Source organism: Herbaspirillum sp. WGmk3 (assembly GCF_023952535.1).
In the GTDB taxonomy this organism is placed as follows: Bacteria; Pseudomonadota; Gammaproteobacteria; order Burkholderiales; family Burkholderiaceae_D; genus Herbaspirillum; species Herbaspirillum huttiense.
This window is the reverse complement of record NZ_JAKYWT010000002.1, coordinates 1278447-1300119: the sequence shown is the minus strand read 5'-3', so window position 1 is coordinate 1300119 and position 21673 is coordinate 1278447. Positions and strand designations below refer to the sequence as shown.

The window sequence follows — 21673 nt, the reverse complement described above, 5'->3', positions numbered from 1 at the left end:
TACGGATGGGCGTACGGATAACAGTACAGTGGCCGGACAGTTCCGGTACAGAAAAGCAGACACCCGCAACTTCAGCTACTGTACACATCGTCGGCGAGTCTTTGCGCGCGCGGCTTGACAGGCACTGTGCTTGAATCCGTCGCCGCTCCCTGTGCATTCCGGTCGGGACTGGCGTGTCCTAGACTTCACCTACACTGGACTCCACTCCATCCCGAGACATCATGCCTTCCAAACCAAGAATCGAGCAATACAATCAACCCGCAGGCGGCTGGGGCGCACTGAAGTATGTCGCGCTGAACCTGGTCAAGGAACACGTGGCCGACGGCAAGGGCTTGCGTACCCTGTTGTCGCAGAACCAGCCTGACGGCTTTGATTGCCCCGGTTGCGCATGGCCGGACCGCGAGCATACTTCCACCTTCGAATTCTGCGAGAACGGCGTCAAGGCCGTGGCCGCCGAAGCCACCAAGAAGCGTGTCACCCCCGAGTTCTTCGACAAGCACACCGTCACCGAGCTGATGCAGCAATCGGATTACGAGCTGGAAGAACACGGCCGCCTGACGCATCCGATGGTGTATGACGCCGCCACCGACAAGTACAAGAAGATCGACTGGTCCGCCGCCTTCGAGCTGATGGCCAAGCACCTCAATGCCTTGCCCGATCCGGACATGGCGGACTTCTATGTGTCCGGCCGCGCCAGCAACGAAGCGGCTTTCCTGTTCCAGTTGTTCGTGCGCCAGTACGGCACCAACAATTTCCCCGACTGCTCCAACATGTGCCACGAACCCACCAGCGTGGGCCTGCCGGGCACGGTCGGCATCGGCAAGGGCACGGTGCTGCTGGAAGATTTCGATCATTGCGACACGCTGCTGCTGTTCGGCCAGAACCCGGCCACCAACCATCCGCGCATGATGGGCGAACTGCGCCACGCTTCCAAGCGCGGTGCCACCATCGTGGCCATCAACCCCTTGAAGGAACGCGGCCTGGAGCGCTTTGCCGATCCGCAGAGCAAGGTCGAGATGCTGACCATGGGCAGCACCCGCATCAGCTCCATGTTCATCCACCCCACGCTGGGCGGCGACCTGGCGCTGATCAAGGGCGTCATCAAGCGCACCATCGAACTGGATGATGCGGCCAAGGCAGCCGGTGCCGAGCGCGTGATCGACGTCAAGTTCATCGAGGAACACACCGACGGTTTCGAGGAATTCGCCGCCCAGGCGCGTGCCGAAAGCTGGGATGACATCATCGCCGAGTCCGGTGTCTCGCGCGAAGACATCGAGAAACTGGCCCAGGTCTACGTCAAGGGCAAGTCCGTGATCGCCACCTGGGGCATGGGTCTGACCCAGCACAAGTATGCGGTGGCCACCATCCAGCTGCTGTCGAACATGATGATGCTGCGCGGGAACATCGGCCGCCAGGGTGCGGGCCTGTGCCCGGTGCGCGGCCACTCCAACGTGCAGGGCGACCGCACGGTCGGCATCGACGAGAAACCGACCCCGGCCTTCCTGGATCGCCTGGAACAGGTGTTTGGTTTCAAGGCGCCGCGCCATCACGGCAATGACACCGTGGGTTCGGTGATGGCCATGCTGGAAGGCCGTACCAAGGTCTTCATCGGCCTGGGCGGCAACTTCGCCATGGCCACGCCTGATACGCCGCGCACCTTCGAGGCCATGCGTTCTTGCAACCTCACGGTACACATCACCACCAAGCTCAACCGCAGCCACCTGGTGCATGGCAAGGATGCGTTGATCCTGCCGACCATGGGCCGCACCGAGATCGACGTGCAGAAGTCCGGTCCGCAGGGCGTGACAGTGGAAGATTCGATGAGCATGGTCCACGTCTCCTACGGCATCAACAAGCCGGCGTCCGAACACCTGATGTCGGAAACGGCCATCGTGGCGCATCTCGCCGAAGCGACGATGAAGTCGCGCAACAATGGTCCGAAGATCGACTGGCTGTGGTACGCCGAAGATTATTCGCGCATCCGCGACGCCATCGAGAAGGTGTATGACGCCTTCAAGGGCTACAACGAGCGCATCGCCAATCCGGGCGGCTTCCACCTGGGCGTGGCCTCGCGCGATCGCGTCTGGAAGACCGGCAGCGGCAAGGCCAACTTCATCGTCCATGACATTCCCAAGGACACGCCCATCCATCGTGCCCGCGCGATCCATGGCGAGAAGCTGCTGACCTTGATGACCACCCGTTCGCACGACCAGTACAACACCACCATCTATGGCATGGACGACCGTTATCGCGGCGTGTTCGGCCAGCGCCGCGTGGTCTTCATCAACCCGGCGGACCTGCAGATGCTGGGTTTGAAGGATGGTGAATGGGTCGACATCACCAGCGTCTGGGATGACGGCTTGGAGCGCCGTGCCGATGGTTTCCTGCTGGTGGAATATGACATTCCGCGCGGTTGTATCGGCAGTTACTATCCGGAGACCAATCCGCTGGTGCCGCTGGAAAGCTTTGCCGACAAGGCGCGCACGCCCACTTCCAAATCCATTCCGGTGCTGTTGTCGCGTTCGGCGGTGCAGCGCTCGGCAGCGTGATGGAGGCCGGCATGAGCGTCGTCGAGATGCCCGCCCAGGAGGACGCCGATCTGCAGGCCCGCGCGCAGCAGATGGGCGTGCCGCCTGAAGTGCTGCTGATCGTGGAAACCCTGCAGGCGGATGCTGAAGAGAAGGAGGGCGGGGCGCTGTCGCTGGCGCGCTTGTCCAAGCGCACGCAATTGCGCATGAGTACCTTGCGGCGCTTCCTGTCGGCGCTGGAAGAGGCCGGGGTGGTGAAGGTCGAGATGAATGAGGATGGGACGGGCAGCGTGAGCTTGCTGGTGTCGCCTCAGTAAATGCGAAATGCGAAATGCGATTTGCGGCGCACCGCTCAGGCGCGCCGCAAAATTCACCCCGCCAGTTCCTCCACCAGTTTCCCCACCAGTTTCAATGCCTGCTCGGTCTCCTTGGACCAGGCATAGCTGTAGTTCAGCCGAATGAAATGACTGTACCGGTTGGTCGCCGCAAAGATGCGCCCCGGTGCCACCGTGATCCCCAGCGCCAGGCTGCGGCGATACAGTTCCATCGCATCCACCCCCTGCGGCAATTCCACCCACAGCACATAACCGCCTTGCGGCTCGGACACCTGCGTACCCGCCGGGAAAAAGCGCAGCACGAAGTGCCGCATCATGTCGCGCTGCTGCGCGAAGACGCGGCGCACGCGCCGCAGGTGGCGTTCGTAGCCGCCCTGCGTGAGGTATTCCGCGATGGCGCGTTGGGGCGCGGTCGGCGTGGCCAGCGTGTTGAGGAACTTGAGTTTTTCCACCTGCGCCCGATAGCGCCCCGGCATCGCCCAGCCGATGCGGTAGGCCGAGGTCAGGCTCTTGGAAAACGAAGAACAATGCAGCACCAGTCCCTCGCGGTCATAGTTCTTCAGCGATGAAGGATGGGCATTGCCGTAATACAGCTCGCTGTAGACGGCGTTTTCGATCAGCGGCATCTGGTGCTGTTCGGCCAGGCGCACCAGTCTTTCCTTTTCGCTGTCCGGCATCTGGAAACCCAGCGGATTCTGGAAGTTGGGCATCACCATGCAGGCCGCCACCGGCTGCGTCTTCATCCGCTCTTCCAGGACCCCGACATCGAGGCCGCGCTGCGGATCGGTCGGGATTTCCAGGGCCCGCATGCCCAGGCGCTCGATGGCGTGCAGCATGGCGTAGAAGGTCGGGGTCTCCACCGCAATGGTGTCGCCGGGACGGGCCACAGCCTGCAGACAGAGATTGATGGCCTCGGTGGCACCGACGGTGACGACGATTTCTTCGGGATCGACCTTGAGGCCGTTTTCCAGATAGCGGCGCGCGATCTGGCGCAGCAGGTCCGGATGGCCCGGGGGCAGGTCGTCGAACACGCTGGACTGGCTGGCGTGGCGCGCGATACGGCCGGCGTATTGCGCCAGCCGGTGCGAAGGAAACAGTGCCGGGTTGGGATAGGGTGAACCCAGCGGCACGGTGCCGTCCTGCTGGATGGTCTTCAGGGTGGCCAGCACCAGGCGGCTGACGTCGACCTCGGTGGATTCCTGCCAGGCCGGATGATCGGCCTGAGAAGGCGGCTTGATGACGGGGCGGGGAATGCTCTCGGCCTGTTCGCGCACGAAGTAGCCGGACTGCGGCTGGCTCTCGATGATGCCGCGGCTTTCCAGCAGTTCGTAGGCGCGCACCACGGTCGTGACGCTGACCTTGTGCTGCTGGCTGGCGATGCGCACCGAGGCGATGCGCTCGCCCGGGCGCAGCACGCCGTCGCGGATGGAGGCCGCGAGCTGGTCGGCAAATTGTTTGTAAAGAGGCGTGACGGCCATGGGGCGGGTTTCTTGATGGTGTTAGAGTTGTCGCTTCGCATTTTACAAGGACCGCGCCATGATCACCGTGCATCACCTGAACAACTCCCGCTCGCAGCGCGTGCTGTGGCTGCTGGAAGAGCTGGGCCTGGACTACGAGATCAAGTTTTACCAGCGCGACCCCAAGACCATGCTCGCCCCGCCCGAGCTGCTGAAAGTGCATCCGCTGGGCAAGTCGCCGGTCATCACCGATGGCGATCTGACGGTGGCCGAATCGGGCAACATCGTCGAATACCTGCTGGAGCGTTACGGTGCCGACAGCGGCCTGTTGCCCGCACCCGGCACGCCCGAGCGCCTGCGCTACCGCTACTGGCTGCACTTTGCCGAGGGCTCGGCCATGCCCTGGCTGCTGCTGGGGCTGATCTTCAGCAAGATGCCCAAGGCCGTGCCGGCGCTGATCCGTCCGATTGCGCGGATGCTGTCCGAGGGCATGCGCAGCCGTCTGGTGGCACCGCAGATCGAGCGGCAGATGCGCTACATGGAAGCCGAACTGGGCAAGGATGGCTGGTTCGCCGGCAAGAGCATCACCGGGGCCGATATCCAGATGAGCTTCCCGGTGGAGGGCATGCGGGCACGTGGCGGGCTCGATGGCCGCCATCCCAATCTGCTCAAGTTCCTCGAAGCCATCCATGCGCGCCCGGCCTATCAGCGTGCGTTGGAGAAGGGCGGGCCTTACGAACTGCTGCGCTGAGGCCTGCGCATTGCTCCGGTTCAGGCCGGCAGGCTGATGCAGGCTTGCAGGCCCTGGTCGCCCGGCTGGTGGCGGTTGCGCAGTTCCAGCCGGCCACCATGGGCCTCGATGCAGGAACGGGCGATCGCCAGACCCAGGCCGAAGTTGCCGCCGGAGCGTGCCGGGTCGAGGCGCACGAAGGGTTTGAAGACTTCCTGCAAGTGTTCCTCCGCAATGCCGGGACCGTCATCGTCGACGAGGATGGACAGGCTGCCATCGTGCTCCACGATCAATGACAATCTCGCCCGCTGGCCGTGGCGCACGGCGTTGTCCACCAGGTTCGACAGCGCGCGCTTGAGATGTACGGGCCGGCAGCGATAGCGCAGGGGAGCGTCCTGCTGCGCCAAGGGGTCATGCGCTACCTTGTTCTGTACTTTTTGCTGCGCATTTTTCTGCACGGTGATCTGTACATCGCGGCCTTGGCTGGCGTGCTCCTGAGCAAGTTCCTGCAGCAATTCCGCCAGGTCGATTTCCCACGTGGCTTCGGCATGCGCATCATCGCGTGCGAAGCGCACGGTCTCTTCCACCATCACCCGCATCTCGTCCAAAGTACGGATCATCGCCGTGCGCAGGGCCGCGTCATCGACCAGTTCCGCGCGCAGGCGCAATGAGGTGATCGGGGTGCGCAGGTCATGGCTGATGGCCGCCAGCATGCGGGTGCGGTCCTCGACGAAGCGGCGCAGGCGTTGCTGCATCAGGTTGAAGGCCGCAGTGACCTCGCGCGCTTCCTGCGGGCCGGTCAGCGGCAGTGGCGCCACTTCCTCGCCGCGGCTCACCCGTTCTGCCGCCTGGGCCAGCGCCTTGACCGGACGCAGGATGCGGCGCAGGAACAAGGCCACGATCAGCAACACCGGCAGGGTGCTCACGGGGACTGAAAACCGCAGTGGCCGGACCCAGCCCTGCGTGATCAAGGGCTGCTGCTGCGTGTTGACCCACAGGCCCGCTGGCGTACGCAGCGCGATGCGCAGCAGGGCCGGGCCATCGTCGGCTTCGCGCAGGCTGATGCGCAGCGCCTCGGGCGGCAGGCCCAGTTGCGCCTGCAGTCGCTGGCGCAGCAGATCCTGGTCGCCGCCCTCTTCATGGGCGGCATCGATCTGCGGATCCGGATCGAGCCGGTAGCGCGTGTCGCCGTCGCTGGCACGTGCCAGTGCCTCCTGCGCTTGCGCCGCCGGCAGCTGCGCCAGGCGCCAGGCCACGGCGGCGTGCTCGGCCATCTGGTCGCGCGAGATGACGTGGATGCGCGTGCCATTCGGTTGCACCAGCAGCAGTCCGATCAGGTGTGCCGCCACCAGACCCAGCAGCAGCAAGGCCAGCAATTGTGCGGTCATGCTGCGCGGCCAGGCCCTCATGGCGTGGCCGGGTCGGCACTCACGTGCGCGGCCAGCAGGTAGCCGTTGCCCCAGACCGTCTTGAGCAGGCCGGGCTTGCGCGGATCGGGTTCGAGTTTCTTGCGCAGACGGCTGACCTGGCTGTCGATGCTGCGGTCAAAGGCCAGTGCGTCGCTGCCGGCGGTCAGGTCCAGCAGGCGGTCGCGCGACAGGACCGTGTTGGGATGCTCCACCAGCGCCCGCAGCAGGCGATATTCCACGCTGGACAGGGTCACGAGGGTGCCGTCGCGGTCGCGCAGTTCGCGCCGTTGCACATCAAGTGTCCAGGTGTCGAAGACATAGCGCTGCACCGTGCCGGTACTGGCCGCTTTGGCCGGGACCGGCAACTGTCGTGCCACCCGGCGCAATACGCTGCGGATGCGGGCCAGCAACTCATGGGGATCGAAGGGTTTCACCACGTAATCGTCGGCACCGGTCTCCAGGCCACGGATGCGGTCGCTGCTGGCCGCCAGCGCAGTGAGCAGGATCACCGGCGTGCCATGCTGCTGGCTGATGCTCTGGCACAGCGAAAGACCGTCCTCGCCCGGCATCATCACATCCAGCACCACCAGGTCGAATGCCTGCGCCTGCAGCAACGCCCGTGCCTCCGCCGCATTGGCGGCCAGGCTGACCTGCATGTCCTGCCGGCGCAGGTAGGCCGCCAGCGGCTCGCTGATGTCCGCATGATCGTCCACCACCAGGACGTGACGTTGCGCGTGCATGTTCTTGTTCCTTCCCCTCGATGACGGCGGTGCGCGCAATGCGCCCGGATGGGTCGCACGCACCGTGCGGCTTGCCACAATTTGACAAACTTTTGCCAATTTTAAATGAATATAATTCTCATTCGCAAATCAATCGCCATTGTCCGGGCCGTGCCGGTCCCGTTCGCCTTCCCATGCATCCGCGTCGATGCGGGCTGCCGTCGCCGCCTGCAGGGGCGGACTTGCGCCCGGACCCTGGCTCGTCATCACCACAGGGGAATTCATCATGCATCATCCGCACCATCACCTTCCTGCGCCTGGCGCGCTGTCCGTTACGCGCATGACGCAGGCGGTAGCGGCGGCGCTGGTCTTGTACGTCTCCGGTTGCGGCCTGGCCGTGGCGCAGGATGCCGGGGCTGGCCTGAAGGAAGTGGTGGTCACCGCCACCGGCTTCGAACAGGAGGTGGTGGACGCACCGGCCAGCATCACCGTCATCAGCCAGGAGGAACTGAAGAAGCGTCCTTTCCGCGATCTCACCGATGCCCTGCGTGATGTCGAGGGCGTCACCATCACCGGTACGGCCAGCGAGAAGGACATCTTCATTCGTGGCCTGCCTGGTGCCTATACGCTTATCCTGGTGGACGGCAAGCGTCAGAGCACGCGCGATGCGCGGACCAATGGCAATTCCGGCTTCGAGCAGTCCTACATTCCGCCGCTGGAGGCCATCGAGCGCATCGAGGTAGTACGCGGACCGATGTCTTCACTGTATGGCTCCGATGCCATGGGGGGCGTCATCAACATCATCACCAAGAAAGTGGCGCGGCAATGGGGCGGCTCGCTGAGCGTAGACACCACGCTGCAGCAGCACGGCGACTCGGGCGACGCCTATCAGGGCCAGTTCTACGTCAACGGTCCGATCGCCAGCGATGTCCTGGGCCTGCAACTGTGGGGCAAGGTCTACAAGCGCCAGGAAGACCGCATTCTCAACGGCAATACCAAGGCGCTCGATACTGATTTCACCGCGCGCCTGGCGCTCACGCCCAACAAGAATCACGACATCCTGGCCGAGATCGGCACATCCCAGGTGCGCCGCGATGCCTCCAGCGATCACACGCTGGCCGCGACCCGTACCACCGCCGACAGCTATACCGAAAACCCGCGCGACCACATGGCACTGTCGCATACGGGCCGCTACGGCTGGGCTACGTCGGATGTCTCGATCGCCTACGAGAAGGCGCAACGCAAAACTTATACCGAGAGTCCGGTGGGCAGCGATCGCTACACCATGGCCGCGCGCGCGCCAAAGATCGAGAACCTGGTGCTGGACGGCAAGCTGTCCGTGCCGCTGGGTGCGCACTGGATGGTGCTGGGCGGGCAGTGGAACGAGGCCACGCTCACCGACGTCAATCCCGGCGTGAGCAGTACCCGCGTGCAGGAATTCCGCATTGCCCAGAAGGCGCTGTTCGTGGAGGATGAGTGGAAACTTACCGAGCGCCTGGCCCTGACCGGCGGCTTGCGCCTGGACAACCACCAGGTCTACGGCAACCACTGGAGCCCGCGCCTCTACGCGGTGTGGCATGGCAGCGAGCAGCTCACCATCAAGGGCGGGGTCTCGCGCGGCTTCAAGGCACCGGACATTCGTACCATCGCGCCGGGCTACGCCTACACGACCGGTGGTGCCGGCTGCACCGTCGGTCCCACCGGCACCTGCGGCGTCATCATCGGCGACCCCAACCTCAAACCGGAAACCAGCACCAGCTGGGAGCTGGGCGCCCTGTGGGACAACCATGCCGGCCTCTCCGGCGGTGCCACGCTGTTCTACACCGACTTCAAGGACAAGGTCAGCAATGCCCTGGTCTACAACGCCGATGGCTCCATCGCCCGCTGGTCGGCCAACAACAATTACCGTCTCTGGACCAGCTACAACGTGGATCGCGCCACCATCAAGGGCCTGGAGCTGAGCGGTCGCTGGCAGGCCACGCGCAGCCTGGCTTTCAAGACGAATTACACCTTCACCGATTCGCGCCAGAAGGGCGGCAGCTACGATGGCTATGCGCTGGCCCGCACGCCGCGCCACATGTTCAACCTGCGCGCGGACTGGACCCCGGCCGATGCCTGGACGGTGTGGACCGCGCTGAACTACCACGGCAAGGAAGTCAACGCCGCCGCGCGCGTGGGCACGGCCGGGACCACCATCTCGTCCTCGGGCGTGAAGGAGTACCAGGCCTATACGCTGGCCGATCTGGGCGTGACGCATGCGATCAACCAGCGCACCTCGGTGAGCGCGGCCATCTACAACCTGACCGACAAGCGCCTGGACGAGCAGAGCTTCAACACCGTCGGCGACGGCCGCCGCCTGTGGGTCAGCCTGACCCAGCGCTTCTGATGGCGCCGCTGCTGCCGGGCCGCCGGCGTATCCTGGGGGCGGCGATGCTCGCCTGCCTGCCCATCCGGGCGACGGCCCAGCCAGATCTGTCGCGTCCGCTGGGCCCCACCATCGCTGACACGGGCTCGGCCTGGTATCGCTTCAGTCGCTTCACGCTGCATTCCGTGGATGGTCAGCGCAGCTACCGCATCACCTTGGGCGTGCCGCTGCGTCCGCCACCGCGGCAGGGCTATCCGGCCATCGTGCTGCTCGATGGCAATGCGGCGCTGGCGGCCATCGACGAGCCGCAGTTGCAGGCCTTGCAGGAGGGCTCGCCACCGGTCATCGTGGCCGTGGGCTACGACACGGCGCTGCGCTTCGACGTGGCTGCCCGCGCGTATGACTACACGCCGCCCATCCCTGCCGGTCAGGTCGATGAGGAAACCTCGCGCGGACGACGGGGCGGTGGCGCGACGGTATTCCTGGATCTGCTGCAGGATCGCATCCTGCCCCAGGTGCGCCAGCAGGTGGCACTGGACGCCACGCAACTGAGCCTGTGGGGCCACTCCTATGGCGGCCTGTTCGTGCTGCACACCTTGTTCACCCGGCCCGGCCTGTTCGGCCGCTATATCGCGGCCAGTCCCTCGCTGTGGTGGCAGGGCGGGGTGATCCTGCAGGAAGAGCGGGGTTTTCCGGGAGCGCCCGGTGCCCGGCTGTGGCTGATGGCGGGGGAGGCAGAACGGCGCGAGCGCATGCCCGCAGAGGCGGACGATGCACGTACCCGCGCCATGCTGGCCGCGCGCGCAGCCATCCCGCCGCAGGCCTTGCCGGAACTGGCCGGCCGTCTGCGCGACCGGCACGGCCTGGCGGTGCAGTGGCAAAGTTTTCCGGGACTGGCCCACGGCCCCATGCTGCCGGCCTCGCTGGCACCGGCGCTGCGTATCGCGGCGGGGCTGGCTCCCTGATGGAGTTTGTATCCTCATGTATCGCAAAGTAAAAGTGCGCCGGGCGGCTAGCGAGGCATGGATGAGTCCAGATATAATTGAGAATTATTATTATTTGGTGCGAGATCCGAGGGTCCTCGTCCTGCTCCTCCTTCCCGATTCCGCTGCCGTCTCATGAAGCCCGCTGCCGCCCATTCCCTGCCTGTCGTTGCCGACCAGAAACGCCGCGCCTTCTGGCTCAAGCATCTGCACCAATGGCACTGGATCAGTTCCGGCATCTGCCTGGTGGCCATGCTGGTGTTCGCCGCCACCGGTCTCACGCTCAATCACGCGGCGCAGATCGAGGCCAAGCCGCAGGTCACCCATCGCAAGGCCACGCTGCCCGAATCCCTGCTGGCCCCGCTGCGCCAGCAGGCCGAAGCGGCCGATGCCAAAGGCAGCAGCAAGGCCGCGCTGCCGCCCGCCGTGCGCGACTGGGTCGGCCGTGAACTGGCGGTGACGGTGGACCAGCAGAGCGCCGAATGGTCGGCCGATGAAGTCTACGTGGCGCTGCCGCGGCCGGGCGGGGATGCCTGGCTGCGCGTGGCGCTGGAGGATGGCCAGGTCGAGTATGAGAAGACCGACCGTGGCTGGATTTCCTATTTCAATGACCTGCACAAGGGCCGCAATACGGGCGCGGCCTGGAGCTGGTTCATCGATGTGTTTGCGGTGGCTTGCCTGGTGTTCTGCATCACCGGCCTGTTCCTGCTGCAGATGCATGCCGGCAAGCGCCCGGCTACCTGGCCGCTGGTGGCGCTGGGGCTGGTAGCGCCCTTGCTGCTGGCGCTGGTCTTCATTCACTGAATTCGTCGTTTCCCTTAGCCAGACAGGCCCTTGCGGCTTGCAGCCAGTCATCCTGTTTTCTTAGCGAGGTCCCATGAAGCGTAGCAAGTCCGCCCTGTTGAAACCGACTGCCCTGGCCCTGGCCATGGCGGCGCTGTTTGCCGCTGCCGCCCCGGCCGGCGCAGCGGAGATGAACGTCAAAATTGAAATCCCGACCCTGAACGTGGCCGAATATCACCGGCCCTATCTTGCCGCCTGGATCGAACGCGCCGACCAGAGCGTGGCCGCCAACCTGGCGGTGTGGTACGACGTGAAGAAAAAGGACAAGGAAGGCGAGAAGTGGTTGAAGGACATGCGCCAATGGTGGCGTCGCAGCGGGCGTGAGCAGCAGATGCCCATCGATGGCGTCAGCGGTGCGACCCGTGCACCGGGTGAACAGAAACTCAATTTCGGCTCCGGCAAGGGACCGCTCGCCAATCTCGCTCCCGGCGAGTATGTGCTGATGGTGGAAGCCGCGCGTGAAGTCGGCGGCCGCGAGCTGGTCAAGGTGCCGTTCCAGTGGCCGCCCAAGGCCGCCCAGAGCGCCAAGGCCCAAGGCAGCAGCGAGCTGGGTGCCGTGGCCCTGGAACTGAAGCCCTGATGGCTTGCCATCTCTGACTCCCCAACAAGATCAACCAGAACAAGGAACCTGCCATGTCGTTTTCCCTCAAGCATTTCGCCGGCCGCTCCATGAAGATCGCCGCCCTGGCCCTGGCCATCAGCCTGCCGCTGTCGGCCCACGCACACCGCCAGTGGCTGCTGCCCTCGGCCACCGTCCTGTCGGGCAATGAAGCCTGGGTCACGGTGGACGCCGCCGTTTCCAATGACCTGTTCTACTTCGAACACTTCCCGTTGCGCCTGGACGGCCTGGTCGTGACCGGCCCCGAAGGCAAGCCGGTGCAAGCGGTCAACGCCGCCACCGGCAAGTACCGCAGCACTTTCGATGTGCAACTGAGCCAGCCCGGCACCTACAAGATTGCCGTGGTCAACAATGGCGTCTTCGCCAGCTACAAGGTGGATGGACAGCAGAAGCGCTGGCGCGGCACCGCCGAGACCCTGGCCAAGGAAATCCCGGCCAATGCCACCGATCTGAAGGTGACCCAGATGAACAGCCGCGTGGAAACCTTCGTCACCGCCGGCAAGCCGAGCAAGGGCGCGCTGGCCCCGACCGGCGTGGGCCTGGAGCTGCAACCGGTGACCCATCCCACCGACCTGGTGGCGGGCGACACCGCGACTTTCCAGCTGCTGCTCGATGGCAAGCCGGCGTCGGATGTGGAAGTGGAACTGGTACCCGGCGGCATCCGCTATCGCGACAAGCTGCTGGACAGCAAGCTCAAGACCGATGCCGACGGCAAGTTCAGTGTGAAGTGGACCGGCCCGGGCATGTACTGGATGGAAGCCAGCGTCTCCGACCAGAAGACCTCGCTGCCGCAGGCCACGCAACGTCGTGCCACCTACATCGCCACCATCGAAGTGCTGCCCTGATCGCTTGATTGCGTTCGATTGCATTTGATTGACCCCGATGGCACCTGCATTGCAGGTGCCGTTTTCATTGCTGAAGATGATGATGATGTCCCACCGCGTCCTGATCCCCGTCGACCTGCAAGCCCCGTCCCTCCTGCCGCCTGATGTGGCGCTCCAGCGCCTGTCCGGGCAGACCATGGGCACCACCTGGAGCGTGCAGGCGCTGGCCCCGCGCAGCATCACGCAGGAGACGATCGCAACGGCCATCGCGGCCCGGCTGCAGCGGGTCATCGACGAGATGAGTACCTGGGAAGCCGATTCCCTCATCAGCCGTTTCAACCGCGCGCCTGCGGGTAGCTGGCATGTCTTGCCGGAGGACTTTTTCACCGTGCTGGATGCCGCGCTCACCATGGCCGTGGACAGCGCCGGTGCCTTCGATCCCACGGTCGGTCCGCTGGTGGACTTGTGGGGCTTCGGTGCGGGCAGCGTGCAGCGGGACGCATTGCGCCTGCCAGACCCGACTTTGCTTGAATCGACCCGCCAGCGTTGCGGCTGGCAGCGTCTCGTGTTCGACCGTGCGCAGCGCAAGGTACAGCAGGCGGGCGGCGTGCATCTGGATTTTTCCGGGATCGCCAAGGGATATGCGGTGGATCTGGTCGCGCAGGCATTGCGCGATTGCGGTTGCGTGAGCTGGCTGGCGGAGGTCGGCGGCGAACTGGTGGGGGAGGGCGTCAAGGCCGATGGCCAGCCCTGGTGGGTGGCGCTGGAACGCCCGCCTGCGGATGACAGCGCCGGCATGGTGGTGGCCTTGCACGGCCTGGCCATCGCCACCTCGGGCGATTATCGCCGCTATGTCGATCACGACGGCCTGCGCTACGCCCACACCATCGATCCCCGTACCGGTACACCTGTGCGCAGTGCACTGGCGTCTGTCACGGTACTGCACCGGCAATGCATGGTGGCCGATGCCCTGGCGACCGTGTTGACTGTACTGGGCGAGGAAGCCGGACTGTCCTTTGCCCGCGAACGCGGGATTGCCGCTCTTTTCATCACCCGCGAAGCCGATGGCTTCCGTGAGAGCCTCACCCCGGCCCTGGCCGCCATGCTGCAGTGAGCGACGCCATGCAGACCCGATACCTGATGGCCGCGCTGGTGGCGCTGACTTACTTGGTGTTCTGCGTGATGACCTTGCTCCGGCATCGCCGCGCGCAGCAGTTGCAGCTGGCCCAGTGGGGCACTGTACAGGCCACTGGCCCGCAAACCGTACTGGTCGTCTTTGCCAGCCAGACCGGTACAGCCGAGCAACTGGCCTGGCAGACCGCGCAAAGTTTGCGCTCAGGTGGCCTGGTGGTGCGCGTGCTGCCTGCCGGACAGTTGACCGATGCCGACTTGCAGGCCACGCGCCTGGCCCTGTTCGTGGCCAGCACCACCGGTGAAGGCGATGCCCCCGATGACGCATCCGCACTGGCCCGCCAACTGGGCAGCAGCGACAGTGCCGCATTGCCGGACCTGCGTTTCGGGGTGCTGGCCCTGGGCGACCGCAGCTATCAGCAATACTGCGCCTTCGGCCACGCGCTGCACGCCTGGCTGTGCCGCCGCCATGCGCAGCCGCTGTTCGATGCCATCGAGGTGGACAACGGGGATGAGGGCGCGTTGCGGCATTGGCAGCATCAACTGGGTGTCCTGAGTGGCCATAGCGATGAAGCCGACTGGAGCGCACCGGCCTATGGCCGCTGGCGTCTGGCTGGGCGGCACGTGCTCAATCCGGGCAGCGCGGGGGAACCGGTGTTTCACCTGAGCCTCACGCCGCTGGATTTGCCATCCCCGCAATGGCAGGCTGGGGATATCGCCGAGATCGGCCCGCACAACAGCGGAGCTGCTGTTGATGCCTTCCTGCAAGCGATTGGCCGCCAGGACGATTCCCTGCGCGCAGCGCTGGCCACGCGCCTGCTGCCGCATGAGGCTGACCAGCTCGCCGCATTGCGCAGCTTGCCCGATGAGGAATTGCTGGCCGCTTTGCCAGCGCTGCCGCATCGCGCTTATTCGATTGCTTCACTGCCCGCCGATGGCGCTCTCGAACTGATGGTGCGCCTGATGCGCCTGCCCGATGGGCGCGCCGGGCTGGGTTCCGGCTGGCTGGGGCTGCATGCGCAGCCGGGGCAGGAGATCGCCCTGCGCGTGCGCAGCAACCGCAGTTTCCATGGCCCCGGCGATGATCGCCCGCTGATCCTGATCGGCAACGGCACCGGGCTGGCCGGCCTGCGGGCGCATCTGCGCGAGCGCGTGGCGGCGGGTCAGCGGCGCAACTGGCTGCTGTTCGGCGAGCGCTCGCGTCAGCACGATTTCTTCCATCAGCAGGAGCTGCAGGAGTGGCAGGCCCAGGGCTGGCTGCAACGGCTGGACCTGGCCTTCTCGCGCGATCAGGCCGAACGCGTCTATGTGCAGGACAAGCTGCGCGCAGCCGCCGATGTCCTGCGGCAATGGGTGGAGGAGGGGGCCAGCCTCTACGTCTGCGGCAGCCTGCAGGGCATGGCAGGGGGCGTGGCACTGGCCCTGCAGGAGATTCTGGGTGAGGACGCCCTGCAGGCGCTGGCGGAACAGGGGCGTTACCGGCGCGACGTGTATTGAAGCAGTGAGCGAAGTTTGTGTTGGAGGACCCTGCTGCCCGGCCGGCAGGAGGCTTCACTCTGTCCTTGATTGGCGTGAATTTGCTTTTTCTCCCCGTTGCGCGAGAGAATGTCACGTCAAATCAATGAGATAAGAACAACATGAACAACATGAGCATATTCACCAGTCTGCTGCTGATCCTGCTCCTGGTCGTGGTCAGCGCCTTTCTTTCCTGCGCCGAGATCTCCATTGCCGCCTCGCGCAAGATCCGTCTTGAGATGATGTCCAAGGAGGGCGTGCACAACGCCGACCGGGTCCTCTCGCTGCAAGCCCAGCCGGGCAATTTCTTCACGGTGGTGCAGATCGGCCTGAACGCCGTGGCCATCCTCGGTGGTGTGGTCGGCGAGCCGGCGCTCACGCCGCACATGCGCGAGATCGTCAGCACCTTCTACGTCGGCCCGCTGCTGGAGAACATCAGCTTTGCCATGTCCTTCCTGGTGGTGACGGCCTTCTTCATCCTCTTTGCCGACCTCATGCCCAAGCGCCTGGCCATGGCCGCGCCCGAGCGCGCCGCGGTGGCGCTGGTGCAGCCCATGCTGCTGCTGGAAACGCTCTTCAGGCCGCTGGTGTGGTTCTTCAACAGTCTGTCGAAGTGGATCTTCACGCTGTTTGGTTTGCCGCAGGTGCGCCAGGACGTCATCACGCCCAGCGAGATTCACGCCATGGTCGATGCGGGCGCGCAGGCTGGTGTGCTGCTGACGCAGGAGCATCACCTGATCGAGAACGTGTTCGAGCTGGAAAGCCGCTACGTGCCCTCGGCCATGACGCCGCGCGACAGCATCGTCTACTTCCTGCTGACCGACAGCGAAGACATGATCCGCCAGAAGATCATCGATCACCCGCATTCGCGCTTCCTGGTCTGCGATGGGCATATCGATGCGGTGCTGGGCTACATCGACAGCAAGGATGTGCTCAAGCGCCTGCTCAAGGGTGAACAGTTCTCGCTGGCCGACAAGGGTCTGGTGCATACGCCGCTGTCCATCCCGGACTCACTGAATCTGTGGGAAGTGCTGGAACGCATGAAGGCCATGGATGAAGACCTGGCCATCGTGGTGAACGAATATGCATTGGTGGTCGGCATCATCAGCATCACCGACGTGACCGGCGTGCTCATGGGCAATCTGCTGGCCATCACCGAGGAAGAGCAGCAGATCGTGCGCCGTGACGAGAACTCCTGGCTCATGGATGGCCTGACGCCCTTGAACGATGTCATGAACGAACTGGACATCGACGAGTATCCCAACCCGGTCGGCTATGAGACCTTGTCGGGCTTCATCATGTACATGCTGCGCAAGATTCCGAAGAAGACCGATTTCGTGCTCTTCTCCGATTTCAAGTTCGAGGTGGTGGATATCGAAGGCAATCGCATCAACCAGTTGCTGGTGACCCGCTTCAAGCAGGACAAGGGAGAAAAATCGGACAAGGCAGATAAAACGGACAAATCGGACAAATCCGATAAGACAAGTCAGTCCGGCAAAACGGAATAGCAGTCCGGCACAACTTGATCTCGTTTTTTCAGACTTTTCCTATGCCCATGAACGCCGTAAACCGGGATACTCCCGTCCAGTCGCTTGCTTGAAAGACTGGTACTCGGGGAAAGCAGGCGGCTGTAGTACCTGTAGCACTGTAGTAACCGTAGCAGAGGTAGTCGTGGGCTGGCCCGCATTCGCAAGGATGCGGGCCTTTTTCATGGGGCAGGGCGTCAGCAGGCTTTCCGGCATTGCAGTACAGTCAGGACTGTCTGAATATGAATGAAGTGGAATCCGCAAGTGGCAAAAGACGTCAAGAGCCCCTGTGTCTCGCTGTGCAAGCTCAAGCACGAAGTCTGTACCGGCTGCGGCCGCACCCGGGATGAAATCAAGGACTGGAAATCGATGAAGCGCAAGGAGCAGCTCCACACCGTGGAGCTGGCCGCCAAGCGCATGAAGGCATTGAAAAAGAAGTAGGGCGGCCGGGAAGGGCCGCCGGCAGGGTTCAGGCGCGTGCGCCGTGGTTGCGTTCGGAGATCTGGGCGTTGAGCGTCCAGAAGTCGTACAGCACGCCCAGCAGGAAGAAGCCGCCGGTGAAGAAATAGACGATACCGCTGATCCACTTGCCGATGTACAGGCGGTGCGCGCCGAAGATGCCCAGGAACGTCAGCAGCAGCCAGGCCACCGAATAGTTGACCTCGCCGGCCACGAAACGGCGGTCGGCTTCGCGATCCATCGAGGGGATCAGGAACAGGTCGACGATCCAGCCAATGCCAAACAGGCCCAGCGTGAAGAACCAGATCGTGCCGGTGACGGGTTTGCCGTAGTAGAAGCGGTGCGCGCCGAGAAATCCGAAGATCCAGAGCAGATAGCCCAGGGTTTTGCTGTGGGTGTTGTTGATGTTGTTGTTCATCCAGGCTCCAAATGAGGGTGGGGCAGGTTATAGCGTGATATGAAGATTGTTTCGCACGATCCGCCGTGCTGCATTGTGACATGGGCTCATCCTGAAAGTGCCCTTTGCGCAGAGTGAAGCGGTGTGTCCGATGGCGGCCGACTGTCTGCCAAAGTCTTCACATCGTTGCGGCGATCCGACGGCTTGCCCGCAAGAAAAGGCCAGCTGGGTTAAACTATGACTCTTCAGGAGGCCGTGCAACGAAGAGCCTCCCTGGAATTCCGCCACTGTCACCCGCTCTGTTGCCCCGTTGCCTACCGTGCGACCCTCGCTGCTCATTCCGCTCATTGTCGGCTGTGCGCTGTTCATGGAAAACATGGACGCCACCGTGCTGGCCACCTCGCTCCCCGCGCTCGCGCGCGATCTCCATCAAGACCCGATCACCCTGAAACTGGCCATGACCGCCTATGTCGCGGCGCTGGGCGTGTTCATCCCGATCTCCGGCTGGATGGCCGACAAGCTGGGCGCGCGCAAGGTGTTCAGCTGGGCCATGATCGTCTTCATGACCGGCTCCATCCTGTGCGCCGTCTCCGGCTCGCTGGTGACCTTCGTGGCGGCGCGCTTCCTGCAGGGCATCGGCGGGGCCATGATGGTGCCGGTGGGGCGGGTCATCATCGCGCGTTCGGTCGACAAGTCCGAACTGGTCAAGGCGGTCAGCTATCTCACCTTGCCGGCGCTCCTGGGACCGGTGGTCGGGCCGCTGCTGGGCGGCTTTCTCACGACCTACTTCCATTGGCGCTGGGTGTTCCTGATCAATATCCCGTTCTGTTTCCTGGGCCTGTATCTGGCCAAGCGCTTCATCCAGAACTTCAAGGAAGACAATCCGGCCCCGCTGGATGTGAAGGGTTTTGTACTCACCTCGGTGGGCGCGGCCATGATCATGCTGGGCCTGTCGCTGTTCGGCAGCCAGCTGGTCGACGGCGCTACGCCGGTGGCCATGTGTTCCATCGGCGCCATTGCGCTGGTGATGTATTACCGTCATTCCACCCAGATCCCGTATCCGCTGCTGGATTTCCGCCTGCTGCGCATCCCCACGCTGCATGCCAGCGTGGTGGGCGGCTCGCTGTTCCGCATCGGCTTGGGGGCGGTGCCGTTCCTGTTGCCGCTGGCCTTGCAGGAAGGGCTGGGCATGACCGCCTTCCAGGCCGGCAGCATCACCTGTGCCTCGGCCTTCGGTTCGCTCTTCATCCGTCTGCTGGCCAGCCGGGTGCTGCGCCGCTATGGCTTCCGCACCGTGCTGATGGTCAATGCCGTGTTCGCCGGCATCGCGCTGGCGGCTTACGGCATCTTCAGCATGCATACGCCTTATCTGCTCATCGTCACCATCGTGCTGATGGGCGGGGTGTTCCCGGCGCTGCAGTTCACCTGCCTCAATTCGATCGCCTATGCCGACATCGACAGCCGCGACGCCGGCCGCGTCACCAGCCTGGCCAGCGTGATCCAGCAGCTGTCGCTGGGCCTGGGCGTGACGGTGGCGGGCATCGTGCTGCAATTGTCGAATCATCTGCAAGGGCATGCGAGCATCGTCGAGGCCGATTTCTGGCCGGCCTTCCTGGTCATCGGCCTGTTCTCGGTGGCCTCGGTGCCGATCAGCGGCAAGCTGCCGCACAACGCCGGGCTGGAGCTCTCGCGCGGCAAGTGAGCTGGTGCCGTCATGCCGGGCTGCTATCATCCCGGCATCCTGAACTCTGGAGTCGCGCATGTCCTTTTCCCGTATTCCCGTTTCCCCCGTTTCCGCACTGCGCCGCACGCTGGCGGCCAGTCTCTTGCTGGCCAGCTGCGGTGCCCTGGCCTTTTCGCTGTCCGACCTGAGCAACCAGGACGCCACCGCCGGCCTGAAAGCCGCGCTGGAGAAGGGCGCCAATACCGCCGTGGCCAACCTGGGCCGGCCCAACGGCTTCCTCGGCAACGACAAGGTCAAGATCCAGCTGCCCGGTGCCCTGGAGCAGGCCATGCCGCTGCTGCGCATGACCGGCATGGGCGGCCAGGTCGATGGCCTGGTGGCCGACATGAACCACGCCGCCGAGGCCGCCGTGCCGATGGCCAAGCCGCTGCTGGTCAATGCCGTCAAGTCGATGTCGGTGAGCGATGCCAAGAACATCCTGGCCGGTGGCGATACCTCCGTGACCGATTTCTTCCGCCAGAAAACCTCGGGCGAGCTGGCCGTGAAGTTCCTGCCCATCGTCAAGCAGATCACCGACAAGAACGGCCTCTCAGGGCGCTACAACGCCGTCATGGGCCAGGTCGCCAAATCCGGGCTGGTGAGCGCCGAGCAGAGCACCGTGGAAGGCTACGTTACCCAGCGTGCCCTGGATGGCTTGTTCCTGATGATCGGCGAGGAAGAAAAAGCCATCCGCAAGGATCCGGTCGGGACCGGCAGCGCCATTCTGGGCAAGGTGTTCGGCGCCATGCGCTGACAGCGCAGCACCGACGCGGCGACCTCCTGCCGCGCTTCTGAAAAATTTTTCGCCGGCCTCGCAAAGAGGTCCGGCATTTTTTTGCCCCATGTTGCTCATCAGTCAAGCTCGGCGGGAGCCGCATGGGGCAAGGGATAGCGCCGCGCTGGCGGTTTTCAGGATGACCACTTTTAACGGCATATTGACCGCCGTTGGGAACTTTTAAAAGTGCTTCAGATCTGTAAGTTATCGATTCACATTGCTACATTGCTGGACAGCATTAAGCGATTGCTTTAAACTATCGTTCTTTCGCGGCATCTTGCTCCCGAAATCACTTGTTCAACAACGACTCTTAGCAGTGTCCGATCCGCAGTGTGCGGGTTGTCCGAATTTCCGGCTGGCAGCGCGAACGCCCTCCCGTTCTCCACGGTGAACCGTTCCCATCCCTGTCCGGTGTGCACTATGCCGAGGCTGGCTTCATCGCTTCGGTTTCATCGCTGCCCTTGCAGCTTTCGGTTCGCATCCAAACGATACGCCCAACGGGCAAGCGAACCCTATACAACTTGATCCCAGAAACCCGTCGTCGCGGCGTCATGTCGTGTCGGCTATACCAACAGGGGGTAACATGACACGTGTTCGTCACGTCTTCGCCGGCGCGTTCGGTTTTGCGCTGGTTATTGCAGGCCTGGTCTGGTGGATCGGTCCGGACGTCATCCGGAAGTATCGCGGTGACCTGGTCTACTACACCGGCAAGCATCTGGAACTGGTCTTCAGTTCGATGGTGCTGGCCCTGGCCACCGGCATTCCGGCCGGTATCGCGCTGTCCCGCCCGGGCGCGCAACGCAGTGCAGAGAAGTTCATCCAGATCTTCAACATCGGCAACACCATCCCCTCCATCGCCGTGCTGGCGCTGGCATTGGCTGCCTTCGGCATCGGCAATGGCCCGACCATCCTGGCCTTGTGGCTGGCTTCGTTGCTGCCCATCGTGCGCAACACCTACGAGGGGTTGAAGAACGTGCCGGCCGCCATGAAGGAAGCCGCTCGCGGCATCGGCATGAAGCCGCACCAGATCCTGTTCCGCGTGGAGTTGCCCAATGCGCTGCCGATCATCGTCGGTGGCGTGCGTACTTCGCTGGCGATCAACGTCGGTACCGCACCGCTGTCGATGCTGATCGGCGGCGAGAGCCTCGGCGGCCTGATCTTCCCCGGCATCTATCTGAACAATCACGGCCAGCTGCTGCTGGGCGCTGCCGCCACCGCCTTGCTGGCGCTGGTGCTGGATGCCCTGGTGACCTCGCTGTCGGGTTTCTACCTGGCGCGTCGCGGGCTGCGCACCTGATCCGGCAGCTCATTCCCATCACAAGAACGACCGCACGT

General features: G+C 64.0%; 20 protein-coding genes. 15 read left to right on the top strand and 5 right to left on the bottom strand.

What is annotated here, in order from left to right; all coding sequences use genetic code 11:
* Positions 1–221 precede the first annotated feature (221 nt).
* On the top strand, positions 222–2549 hold the full coding sequence (locus MKD49_RS11785) for an FdhF/YdeP family oxidoreductase (RefSeq protein WP_252696351.1): 2328 nt from the start codon (positions 222–224) through the stop codon (positions 2547–2549).
* An 11-nt stretch (positions 2550–2560) separates the two neighbouring features.
* Positions 2561–2845 (top strand): helix-turn-helix domain-containing protein, encoded by a 285-nt coding sequence (locus MKD49_RS11780; RefSeq protein ID WP_227022609.1) that lies wholly within the window; start codon positions 2561–2563, stop codon positions 2843–2845.
* 53 nt (positions 2846–2898) lie between these two features.
* Here MKD49_RS11780 and MKD49_RS11775 read toward each other — a convergent pair whose 3' ends face one another.
* Positions 2899–4341, bottom strand: a complete 1443-nt coding sequence (locus tag MKD49_RS11775; protein WP_121039037.1) for a PLP-dependent aminotransferase family protein — start codon at positions 4339–4341, stop codon at positions 2899–2901.
* A gap of 58 nt (positions 4342–4399) precedes the next feature.
* Between MKD49_RS11775 and MKD49_RS11770 the strand changes: the two genes are divergently transcribed.
* Positions 4400–5071 (top strand): glutathione S-transferase family protein, encoded by a 672-nt coding sequence (locus MKD49_RS11770; protein WP_121039040.1) that lies wholly within the window; start codon positions 4400–4402, stop codon positions 5069–5071.
* Between the two features lie 20 nt (positions 5072–5091).
* Here the strand turns inward: MKD49_RS11770 and MKD49_RS11765 are convergent, their stop codons facing one another.
* From MKD49_RS11765 to MKD49_RS11755, 3 genes are all read right to left on the bottom strand, one after another.
* Positions 5092–6438, bottom strand: a complete 1347-nt coding sequence (locus MKD49_RS11765) for an ATP-binding protein (protein WP_252696350.1) — start codon at positions 6436–6438, stop codon at positions 5092–5094.
* A gap of 17 nt (positions 6439–6455) precedes the next feature.
* A complete protein-coding gene (locus tag MKD49_RS11760; RefSeq protein WP_121039046.1) occupies positions 6456–7199 on the bottom strand; it encodes a response regulator in 744 nt (247 codons plus the stop codon).
* A gap of 129 nt (positions 7200–7328) precedes the next feature.
* On the bottom strand, positions 7329–7466 hold the full coding sequence (locus tag MKD49_RS11755; protein ID WP_166675051.1) for a hypothetical protein: 138 nt from the start codon (positions 7464–7466) through the stop codon (positions 7329–7331).
* Between MKD49_RS11755 and MKD49_RS11750 the strand changes: the two genes are divergently transcribed.
* The 9 genes from MKD49_RS11750 to MKD49_RS11710 all read left to right on the top strand — a co-directional run bounded on the left by MKD49_RS11750 (position 7465) and on the right by MKD49_RS11710 (position 17425).
* Positions 7465–9564, top strand: a complete 2100-nt coding sequence (locus tag MKD49_RS11750) for a TonB-dependent receptor domain-containing protein (RefSeq protein ID WP_252696349.1) — start codon at positions 7465–7467, stop codon at positions 9562–9564. The two genes, MKD49_RS11755 and MKD49_RS11750, sit on opposite strands and share 2 nt — an antisense overlap.
* Entirely contained in the window at positions 9564–10508 is a 945-nt protein-coding gene (locus tag MKD49_RS11745) for an alpha/beta hydrolase (protein ID WP_252696348.1), read from the top strand. The genes MKD49_RS11750 and MKD49_RS11745 overlap by 1 nt, the downstream gene beginning before the upstream one ends.
* A 153-nt stretch (positions 10509–10661) precedes the next feature.
* Positions 10662–11330 carry a PepSY-associated TM helix domain-containing protein gene (locus tag MKD49_RS11740; RefSeq protein WP_204725269.1) on the top strand — a complete coding sequence of 223 codons (669 nt, stop codon included), beginning with the start codon at positions 10662–10664 and terminating at the stop codon, positions 11328–11330.
* A 73-nt stretch (positions 11331–11403) separates the two neighbouring features.
* A complete protein-coding gene (locus MKD49_RS11735) occupies positions 11404–11949 on the top strand; it encodes a DUF2271 domain-containing protein (RefSeq protein ID WP_252696347.1) in 546 nt (181 codons plus the stop codon).
* A gap of 53 nt (positions 11950–12002) precedes the next feature.
* Positions 12003–12833, top strand: a complete 831-nt coding sequence (locus tag MKD49_RS11730) for a DUF4198 domain-containing protein (RefSeq protein WP_134135048.1) — start codon at positions 12003–12005, stop codon at positions 12831–12833.
* 85 nt (positions 12834–12918) lie between these two features.
* Positions 12919–13926 (top strand): FAD:protein FMN transferase, encoded by a 1008-nt coding sequence (locus tag MKD49_RS11725; RefSeq protein WP_252696346.1) that lies wholly within the window; start codon positions 12919–12921, stop codon positions 13924–13926.
* Between the two features lie 8 nt (positions 13927–13934).
* On the top strand, positions 13935–15440 hold the full coding sequence (locus MKD49_RS11720) for a sulfite reductase flavoprotein subunit alpha (protein WP_252696345.1): 1506 nt from the start codon (positions 13935–13937) through the stop codon (positions 15438–15440).
* Positions 15441–15589: 149 nt separating this feature from the next.
* Complete coding sequence (locus MKD49_RS11715) at positions 15590–16966, top strand: hemolysin family protein (RefSeq protein ID WP_134135052.1); 1377 nt, start codon at positions 15590–15592, stop codon at positions 16964–16966.
* Positions 16967–17248: 282 nt separating this feature from the next.
* Positions 17249–17425 (top strand): DUF1289 domain-containing protein, encoded by a 177-nt coding sequence (locus MKD49_RS11710; protein ID WP_088754304.1) that lies wholly within the window; start codon positions 17249–17251, stop codon positions 17423–17425.
* Between the two features lie 28 nt (positions 17426–17453).
* Here MKD49_RS11710 and MKD49_RS11705 read toward each other — a convergent pair whose 3' ends face one another.
* The gene (locus MKD49_RS11705) at positions 17454–17861 is read right to left on the bottom strand and encodes a TM2 domain-containing protein (protein WP_134135054.1); all 408 of its coding nucleotides are present in this window, start codon (positions 17859–17861) and stop codon (positions 17454–17456) included.
* A gap of 346 nt (positions 17862–18207) precedes the next feature.
* Here MKD49_RS11705 and MKD49_RS11700 point away from each other — a divergent pair, with 346 nt between their 5' ends.
* From MKD49_RS11700 to MKD49_RS11690, 3 genes are all read left to right on the top strand, one after another.
* The gene (locus MKD49_RS11700; protein ID WP_051156462.1) at positions 18208–19542 is read left to right on the top strand and encodes an MFS transporter; all 1335 of its coding nucleotides are present in this window, start codon (positions 18208–18210) and stop codon (positions 19540–19542) included.
* A gap of 58 nt (positions 19543–19600) precedes the next feature.
* Positions 19601–20317, top strand: a complete 717-nt coding sequence (locus tag MKD49_RS11695) for a DUF4197 domain-containing protein (RefSeq protein ID WP_252696344.1) — start codon at positions 19601–19603, stop codon at positions 20315–20317.
* A 604-nt stretch (positions 20318–20921) separates the two neighbouring features.
* Positions 20922–21635: an ABC transporter permease gene (locus MKD49_RS11690; RefSeq protein ID WP_252696343.1), complete on the top strand. Its 714-nt coding sequence runs from the start codon at positions 20922–20924 to the stop codon at positions 21633–21635.
* The last annotated feature ends 38 nt before the right edge of the window (positions 21636–21673 follow it).